General features: G+C 54.1%; 9 protein-coding genes. 4 read left to right on the forward strand and 5 right to left on the reverse strand.

The window, feature by feature from the left end; all coding sequences use genetic code 11:
* The 3 genes from JXO48_02240 to JXO48_02250 all read right to left on the reverse strand — a co-directional run.
* The coding region (locus JXO48_02240) for a DUF1538 family protein (GenBank protein MBN2282687.1) at positions 1-549 on the reverse strand (549 nt) is incomplete at its 3' end.
* A gap of 118 nt (positions 550-667) precedes the next feature.
* Positions 668-802 carry a DUF3124 domain-containing protein gene (locus tag JXO48_02245; protein ID MBN2282688.1) on the reverse strand — a complete coding sequence of 45 codons (135 nt, stop codon included), beginning with the start codon at positions 800-802 and terminating at the stop codon, positions 668-670.
* Positions 803-1,056: 254 nt separating this feature from the next.
* Positions 1,057-2,727 carry an acyl-CoA synthetase gene (locus JXO48_02250; protein MBN2282689.1) on the reverse strand — a complete coding sequence of 557 codons (1,671 nt, stop codon included), beginning with the start codon at positions 2,725-2,727 and terminating at the stop codon, positions 1,057-1,059.
* Positions 2,728-3,242: 515 nt separating this feature from the next.
* Between JXO48_02250 and JXO48_02255 the strand changes: the two genes are divergently transcribed.
* Positions 3,243-4,184 carry a methionyl-tRNA formyltransferase gene (locus JXO48_02255; GenBank protein ID MBN2282690.1) on the forward strand — a complete coding sequence of 314 codons (942 nt, stop codon included), beginning with the start codon at positions 3,243-3,245 and terminating at the stop codon, positions 4,182-4,184.
* 85 nt (positions 4,185-4,269) lie between these two features.
* Positions 4,270-4,725, forward strand: coding sequence for a pyridoxamine 5'-phosphate oxidase family protein (locus tag JXO48_02260; protein ID MBN2282691.1), 456 nt, complete (start codon positions 4,270-4,272; stop codon positions 4,723-4,725).
* A 72-nt stretch (positions 4,726-4,797) separates the two neighbouring features.
* Here the strand turns inward: JXO48_02260 and JXO48_02265 are convergent, their stop codons facing one another.
* Together JXO48_02265 and JXO48_02270 are read right to left on the reverse strand one after the other, a co-directional pair.
* Positions 4,798-5,250, reverse strand: coding sequence for a hypothetical protein (locus JXO48_02265; GenBank protein ID MBN2282692.1), 453 nt, complete (start codon positions 5,248-5,250; stop codon positions 4,798-4,800).
* A gap of 39 nt (positions 5,251-5,289) precedes the next feature.
* Positions 5,290-5,700, reverse strand: a complete 411-nt coding sequence (locus JXO48_02270; protein MBN2282693.1) for a hypothetical protein — start codon at positions 5,698-5,700, stop codon at positions 5,290-5,292.
* 474 nt (positions 5,701-6,174) lie between these two features.
* Here JXO48_02270 and JXO48_02275 point away from each other — a divergent pair, with 474 nt between their 5' ends.
* On the forward strand, positions 6,175-8,004 hold the full coding sequence (locus JXO48_02275; protein ID MBN2282694.1) for a hypothetical protein: 1,830 nt from the start codon (positions 6,175-6,177) through the stop codon (positions 8,002-8,004).
* A partial coding sequence (locus JXO48_02280) for a hypothetical protein (protein ID MBN2282695.1) occupies positions 7,985-8,585 on the forward strand: 601 nt, incomplete at its 3' end. The genes JXO48_02275 and JXO48_02280, both read left to right, overlap by 20 nt.

Consider the following 8,585-nt stretch of genomic DNA (forward strand, 5'->3'; position numbering starts at 1 on the left):
AATGATCGGTTTCAGGCTCCAGCCGTAAAGGAATCGCAAGGTTCCGATCACCACGGCAATTCCGACGCCCAATGATACCGTAAAGCTCAGAATCAGGGGTTTTTTTACCAATATGTAATAGAGAAGCGGGGCCTTTTGAGGATCGACCCCGGACCCTGCTATTTGCAGGCTTCCCAGGACCGGTTCTCCGAAGGCAGCCAGATTCCCCAATAAAAAGGCAAAGACAAGAACGGTGGCGATCTTGCTCTTTACGGGCAGGGTATCTCCGATGGTTTCTCCCAGGGGAACTAACCCTATTCTGACTCCTTCCAGGAAAAAAACGAGTCCCATAATGACTATAGCTATTCCGCCGGTAATCCAGGTAACCTGGGTCAATGAATATCTCAGGACAATGAGTTGAAAAAGAACGAGATACAGGCAGACCGGTACGACGGTAATGAGCTGTTCCTTTATTTGATGCCAGGAATAGGGAAGGAGGATTGCCATCGCTTCCCCGTAAGTAACTTCAATCTTTTCATTCTTGTGTCTTCTATTTTTTTCGGCCGACATTTTTGTTGTCATCTTCCTTAAATCATCGATAATTTGAAATATAAATCCCACAAATCGAATTCTACATCTGGCCTATGAGCAAACGTTTCACGTTCATTCTTTCGTAATCATCCGGTTCCTACTGATGAATTTCCCGGATGACTCTGCCGGTGCTTAAAAAAGACATTCCCGAATTACCAGAGAGGTCTTTCATGACTGATTCGATTAAGGGTTCGTTGACCGGCTGGTGGGCCATCCATTCAACAATGAACATGGTCAGTTCTTGATGTTTTATTATTATAGCAGGTATGGTTAGCAAACAGCGAAGAGTAGTCATCGTATTCACATGCCAGAGAAAGAATTGTCCAGAAGAACAGTCCAAGGGTAACAAATAGCAAAAGACACATACTAACAGATTTCATAGCGCCGATCCTGACATACTGAGAAGAAAGTTATAAAAATTATGACCATCGAGAATTGTGGAATTACATATTTCTGTGTACAAATCAAGCATAAGTTATATAGGAATTAAATGCGTGATAGGTTGGCGTTATTTACATTATCGAGCAGTTCCTCGCAGGTCTCCCGGAGTTCCCGTTTCAGGATCTTGCCGCTCGGGGTCTTGGGGAGTTCATCGACGAACACGACCTTTTTAGGACATTTGAAGGGGGCGAGCTGGCCCCGGCAGTGACGGATGACGTCGTCTTCCGTGAGAGTCTCACCCCGGCGGGGAATGATGACCGCCGCGATGGCCTCCACCCATTTCGGGTCGGGTATGCCGACGACCGCCACTTCCTGCACCCGCCGGTCCCGGTAGATGGCTTCTTCGACCTCGCTGGAGGGAACGTTCTCGCCACCGGTCTTGATCATATCCTTTTTCCTGTCGACGACCTCGATATACCGGTCCCCGTCGAGGACACCGATGTCACCGGAATGGAACCACCCGCCCTTCATGACGGCCTCCGTTTTCTCCGGTTCCTTGTAATACATCAGCATGGCGTGGGGGCCTTTCCCGCAGATCTCGCCGGGGATGCCGGCTTCCTCGATGGGGTCCCCCTCGTCGGTTTCCAGCCGCGTTTCCATATTAAGCCCTCCCATGCCGGCGGAGCCCGGTTTGGTGAGGGCGTCTTCCGCCTTCAGTATAGTGTGATAGGGGGCCAGTTCCGTCTGTCCGTAGTAATTATAGATCTTCGCTCCCGGAAATTTTTCGAAGATCTCCTTGAGGATCTCAACGGGCATGATGGACGCGCCGTAGTAGCATTTTTTCAGGCTGGAAAGATCGTACCGGTCGAAGTCGGGATGCCTGAGGAGCCCGATCCAGACCGTGGGCGGCGCGAAGAACATGGTCGCCCTGTACTCCGAGATGGTTTTCAGGATTTCCCCCGTGTCCGGTTTCATGAGGATATTGGTGCCGCCGACCCAGAATATGGGATTCATGAAACAGTCCCGCTGGGCGCAGTGGTAGAGGGGCAGGGCGTTGATGCAGACGTCGGACGATTCATAGCCGCCGTCGATGATGCACCCCATGTATTCGGCCATCAGCGCCTGGTTGCCGATGATGACACCCTTCGGAAGCGATTCCGTGCCGCTCGTGTAGGTCATCTGGCAGGGGTCTTCCATGTGGAGGACCACATCCGGCTCATCGGCGGGTGAGGCGGAATACCAGGTGTTGAAATCGAGAAAGCGGCCGTCGGGGGCCGGCGCTCCCCTTCCGTCATCCGACCATATCAGGGTTCTCACCGTGGGCATACTGTCGAGGACATCCTTGACGAGGTGATAGAGCTCGTCCTCGACGATGAACACGGTGCTTTCGGAGTGATTGATGCAGAAGGCGATGTCCTCCCCCCGCAGGAGATAGTTGATCGCCAGGTATACGGCGCCGGCCTTGCAGCAACCGAGCCAGGTGAGGACGTGATGACGGGTGTTGTGGGCGAGGATGGCGACACGGTCGTATTTCCGGACCCCCAGGTTGATAAGGGCGTTGGCGACGCGGTTGCATTCGTCCTCAAGCTGCCGGTAGGTCAACGCGGTCTTCCCGTGGATGAGGGCTGTTCTGTCCGGGAAGTGGTAACGCGACCGTCTGATGATGTCGGCGATGACCCAGCGGTTCACCCGGTTGTATCGGGTCCTCAGAAATTCGATACTTTCCTTGCTGATCTCATTGAAACAGGTGCGTTCAGTTTCCGTCAAGGGATCCATGGTTTGTCTCCTCGCTTTGTATCGGTGATGCCCGTCTCCCTGAAACAAAAGGAACCGGCACCATGGCCGATGTGATGGCGGCTGGCTGCCCCCGCCTTCTCCCTCGACTTTTTTGAACGATTAGATGCTCCGGGACTGCCACAGGATGGGCCGCATTCACAGTGGTGATCATCCCCCTCCCCTTGGAATGCGGAACGATGCGGATACTCCCTGCCCGGTGAGAACGGGATCTTCGGAAAAGAACCGGCTCTTTTTCGCTTCCGCCCTATAACATCGAACCCGCCCGAAGGGAAGAACAAATTTAGGCTTACCTCCGAAAAAAAACAATACAACCCCTGAAATCTCGAAACCTGGACCCCTCGAAACCTTGAAACCTTGAAACCTTGATTCCTCGGCCCCTTTTCCGCAACCGAACGGGAGAAGAACCAGAATTTAATCCCCTGTCAATTGATTGATTAATACGTGCCATGAAGGTATAAGAAGGCCATTATAACGGTAAGGAGATGTGAAGCGATTTGATGAAACAGAAGATTCTCTTTATGGGTACACCGGAATTCGCCGTTCCGTCCCTCGATGTGCTGGTTCGGAACGGATACCCCGTGATCGGTGTTGTTACCCAGCCCGACCGGCCCCGGGGACGGGGACGGAAAACGATCGCATCCCCGGTCAAGGAATATTCCCTCAGGGCGGGACTGCCGCTCTTTCAGCCCGAGCGGGTGAGAGAGGAGGAATTTCTGCGGGTCTTCAGGGACCTGTCTCCCGACATGATCGCCCTGGCAGCCTTCGGGCAGATACTTCCGAAGGAGATCATTAAAATGCCCCCCCGGGGGTGTCTCAACGTTCACCCCTCTTTGCTTCCCCGGTACCGCGGGCCGGCCCCGATCAACTGGACGCTCATAAACGGAGAAGAGAGAACAGGGGTGACGATCATGGTCATGGATGAAGGGGTCGATACGGGGGATATTCTTCTTCAGGAAGAGACATCCGTTCGTTCCGATGAAACCTATGATGAGCTGCACGACCGGCTTGCAATCCTGGGTGCGGAACTGCTCCTTCGCGCCGTGCAGGAAACGGAGGCCGGCACGGCCAGGAGAAGACCGCAGGATCATTCCCGGGCGACCTATTTCCCGCTGCTGAAAAAGGACACGGGTCACATCGACTGGACGAAACCGTCCCGTGATATCGTCAACCTCGTTCGGGGGCTTTCGTCGACGCCCGGGGCCTATTCATTCCTGCGGGACAAGAAGCTCAAGATATATCGGGCCTGTTCCGGCCCCCTTTCATCGGGTGAGAAGGCGCCGGGAAGGATCGGGCGGCTCCTGGAATCGGGACTCCAGGTAACGGCCGGGGACGGCCACGTGTACCTCGAGGAGGTCCAGCTCGAAGGCAGGAATCGAATGTCAGTCGAATCCTTTCTCAGAGGATTCAGGCTTTCCGATGATGATGTTCTTGAATGAGGCGCATCGGGGATCATAACTGGCGGTTCCATCGGGGAAATGCCGCCCGGCCGTACTCACAAACCGCGTGAGAACAGGAGTTGACATGATGGACAGTAAAACTGTGCGGAGGACAATTGAAGAGCTTCTTGCACGCCAGCGTTTCGGTGTGCTCGCGACCCAGAGCGACGGCAATCCCTTCACGAGTCTGGTGTCTTTCGCCGTGACCGGAGACCTGCGCAGGATCATCTTCATGACGTCCCGGGGAACGGCTAAATATGCGAACATGATGAGGAGCGAGCGGGTATCCATGTTGATCGACAGCCGGTCAAACCGTGAATCGGATATTCGTGACGCCGTAGCCGTTACCGTGACGGGAAAGGCCCGTGAAGTTGATAAAGATGACCAGGAATATTTAAAAGAAATATACTTGAATAAGCATCCCTACTTGAAAGGATTCGCCCAGTCACCGGCTACCGCCCTTATCTGCATAGACGTAAAAAGCTATGTCCTTGTCGCCCGGTTTCAGGAAGTGGAGACGCTTGACATGGCCGAAGGCTGAGTGCCGTCGGCAGCCTCATCGGTGAAGCGCTCAGGCGGTGTCGCGGATCGCCATGTAAGTGAGGAATGGTTTTTACGGGGTTTCTCCGACCATCAGCATGCCGTATTTCTGAATGATCAGATATATGCCGTGGTCGAAGATTCTGATCGTGCTGGTTATGGTCCCGATCTGCTGTTCGTCGTCGAGGCCTTTCAGGAAGGGTTGCTGAAAGGCGGCGTACAGCCACAGATGCCGCCTCATCATGATCAGGGCGTAGACACATTCATGCAGGGGCACACCCTGGCCGAAGCTCTTTTCGGCGTAATTCGAAAAAAAATCCCGGACCTCTCGATAGGGCTTCTCGCTGAAATAGATACGTCGTATGTTCTTGTAAAAATCAACCGCTTCCGAGATGAGCTCATCATCGGGAATTCCATGGTAGGATGACGTTCGAGGGTTCGTTTTGACCGCTTTGCACCATTGACCGGCGATGTCCTCCGAGTGGTGCCGCGTGATATTGACGAGCTTGTCAAGAAATGGTCTCATGGATCACTCCCCTGCGATCGGCCGTTGTCCGGCACCCTGTTACAACAGTCCCGATGTGTCCTGTCCCTTGAAAAGGAGAAAAGCGTCGTCGGCATTGACGAATTCGAGAGAATGACCCGGGCAGCCGTTTCGCGTACATACCTTGATGATGCCGCCGGAGGTGAGGTTGAGACTGATCATGGGAGCGCCACATTCGCATTCCTCATGGTGGGGAAACGGCTCATGACAATGGGGACATGAGAATTCCGCAATGGAGCCCTCGATATCTTCCACTCCCTCAAAGGATTTGTTGTAGCTGCCGTAGATCTGGCTGAGATATATCCGCCCGCGGTCGGAACCAGTCCGTGCCTCCATGACGATCGCCGGAAGATCGTCGATCATGATGGTGGGATTCATGAGAGACGTGCCACAGAGAGGGCACTTGACCAGAATTTTCAGGAACTCCTGCATTGCGTACCTCCTGCGAAAAAAAGTTCCCCACCTTTCCTGTGATGCCTGATAGGAGAACACATTCAGAACCATCTTCGGGAAGTTCCACAAGATCGGGATTTTCGGGGAATATCATCGGTCCTGTCGCGATGTAAGCGTATTATCGCAGGAGCGATATATTGTGTCAATGCGCATTTTCCGGCGGCATTTCATGGCGTTCCATCATCGATTTAACCGCTCATGCGGCCCGCATCGGCATATGTTCTTCCTTCCCGGTACCGCAGGGAAAGGGAATCTTTCCATCGGCCCGGGAACCGGAGAAATTTCGTTTGAGCAATGGAACGTTTAATGATAATAAGAGATTTCAACTGGTTGCCGAACTTCGATTCATGAGAATGCGGTGATTCCTTATATCTGGACCGGGTGCTGTCTGCATGGCTGCCCGGACCGGGTGAAAACCGGTGATACGGCGCGGGGGCATACGATCAAAACGGCATGACGAACATACCCTTCAGAGCGATATTCCTGGCCATCATTGTTCTTTCCATCTGGGCCGGCGGTTTCACGGCGTTCCGTCCAGCGTGGGCGGCCGATGACCGGGCACCGGGTCCGGAAGAAGATCCGTCCGTCACGGCCGTTCCGAAAGGAACGGATGCCTTTGGTATCAGGACCATCCTGTGCCCTGATGAGAAAAGCGCCCGCCTCGTGGCCGATCAGTTCCGGTGGGCCGGCAGCACACCGACCATCGTTCCCCTGAAAGATATTGACGGAAAGACCTGGTACTGCGTGTTTCCGGGAAGTTCAACCGGTGCTTCCCCCGGCGTGGTTGAGGAAGAGCAGCCGGTAAGTGACGGACCGGTGGAAATAGGAGAACCCGTGGAGGAACTCCCGGTAGAAGAGGCGCTTCCTGAAGAAGAGGAGGTCGCCGAAGAAGAGGTTTTTGAAGACGAAGAGGCGGGGGATGTGTACCAGGATATCGAGGAACCCCTCCTTGATTTCACCTGCCGGGGATTTGTCGAGTTCGAAGGATGGTTCAGCACCAGGGACGATCAGGACTCAAAGGAGGCGAACAAGAAGAACGAGATCAGAAGCCGTTTCGAGATCCGTTACGGAACGGATTCGATCTATTTCTACACCGCCTCCGACCTGTACCTGTTCCTCATCTATCTGAACGAAGAAGCCGGTGACGACTACGTCTACGCACCGGACACCACCGTTTCCCGGAACCTCATGATCTCCTCGGAGCGAAGCGAATTACGCTTTGATGAACTCTATGTGAACTATGGAAAGGCAAATTACCGCCTGCGGGTGGGGAACCAGATATTCGCCTGGGGAACGGCCGACGCCTTCAACCCCACATCCTATTTCAATCCTTACGATCTTCGCGAATTCCTCTTCAAGGATGACGACGAATACCGGATCGGCGTGCCGGCGCTCTCGGGAATGCTGTTTTTTGAGGATTCGACCCTGGAGGTCGTCTTCGTCCCCGCCCATGTCCCCATGGTCCTGGCTCCGGAGGAGAATTTCTGGTCTCTGGTGATCGACGATTACTTCTTCCCCGTCGAGATCGAAGAACCATCAGGTCTTCCGGTGAAGTCAAAGAACTGCGGTTTCGGCGCCCGTCTTTCCCGGAGCGTCAGCGGCGTCGATTTTTCCCTGAGCGGCTATCACGGGCCTGACCGGGAACCCGTGTTCGTCCCCTACCGGACCGTGCTCAGGACCAATGAACCGCTTTCTCTCCTGATACGGTCCTTCACCTACACGGTGAACATGGTAGGGGTCGATTTCACCACCACTTACGGTGACTTCGTGTTCCAGACGGAAGCGGCCTATTCTCCCGACAAGCGCTGGATCGTGCGGCAGGACCTGGATGATTACGCGAACCTCACGCTTCCTTTCGAGGTGAAGAAATCACACTATCTTTCCTATGCCGTGGGCTTCAATTATTTCGTGCCGCTGAACAGGGTCCTCGACGGTCATGAAGGGGAGAGCGTGTTCACCTTCGAGTGGTTCCAGTCAAAATATTTCGATGACGACCTCTTTGCGCCCCTGCTGACCGATCTCATAACCTGCCGCTATGAGGACAGCTTCATGAGCGGTCGCGTCAAGACGAAGATGACGGGCATTTTCGATGTACGCAATGACGGGTACGTTCTCTGGCCGGAGATCGGGTACGATTTTCAGAACGGCTGGACCGTCGACCTTTCCTACGCCGGCATCCGGGGATCGGGGGGGAGCGACTGGGAGGACAATTCGATATTTTACTATTTCAGGGATAATGATATCCTCATGGGCAGGATTCGCTATGAATACTACCTGGATTAGGGTTCTCACCATCATCTGTTCATTGTGCCTTTTCATCGGTGCCTGCGAGAACGGTTCCGATGACGGACGGTCGGCCCCGACCGCTCTGACGGGTACGGTCAACATAGAAACGATAAAAGACCGGGTTCGGGGACCGATCCTGGTTGCCATAACCAATACCGATGATCTGATACAGATCGAGGAAAAACCCGGTGATGTGATCATCACGACTGTCAGGGTCGACGAGAGCGATCATTCCTTTTCAATGGACCTTGTCGATACGGGCCTTGCCGCGGGAGACAAGGTTGCCATATTCGCCTTTGTCGACAATAACAATGAACGGGGCGTTCCCTATCCGGACCCGGGTGATTTCGTGGGTATCTATGCCCCGGAAGGCAAGATCACCTTCTTGTACACCCTTCACGGAGGGGTCAATGAAGGGATAGAGATCGACATCACCCGTGAGGTCTACGATTTTGATGCTTCGGTATCGGGGACGGTGCGGAGTGTGGAGACCGGCGAGGTGACGCTGGTGGCCTACGCGGGGGAGATAACGTCGTCCGATTTCTCTTCGCTGGATTTTGACGGGGTCGTCGGGTACC

Source organism: Deltaproteobacteria bacterium (genome assembly GCA_016933965.1).
GTDB lineage: Bacteria > Desulfobacterota > Syntrophia > Syntrophales > UBA2210 > JAFGTS01.

What these genes read in the sequence shown, in the direction of transcription:
- JXO48_02245 (MBN2282688.1), bottom strand. Translation starts at nt 802, where the DNA reads ATGTTCATTGTTGAATGGATGGCCCACCAGCCGGTCAACGAACCCTTA.
- JXO48_02250 (MBN2282689.1), bottom strand. Translation starts at nt 2,727, where the DNA reads ATGGATCCCTTGACGGAAACTGAACGCACCTGTTTCAATGAGATCAGC.
- JXO48_02260 (MBN2282691.1), top strand. Translation starts at nt 4,270, where the DNA reads ATGATGGACAGTAAAACTGTGCGGAGGACAATTGAAGAGCTTCTTGCA.
- JXO48_02265 (MBN2282692.1), bottom strand. Translation starts at nt 5,250, where the DNA reads ATGAGACCATTTCTTGACAAGCTCGTCAATATCACGCGGCACCACTCG.
- JXO48_02270 (MBN2282693.1), bottom strand. Translation starts at nt 5,700, where the DNA reads ATGCAGGAGTTCCTGAAAATTCTGGTCAAGTGCCCTCTCTGTGGCACG.
- JXO48_02275 (MBN2282694.1), top strand. Translation starts at nt 6,175, where the DNA reads ATGACGAACATACCCTTCAGAGCGATATTCCTGGCCATCATTGTTCTT.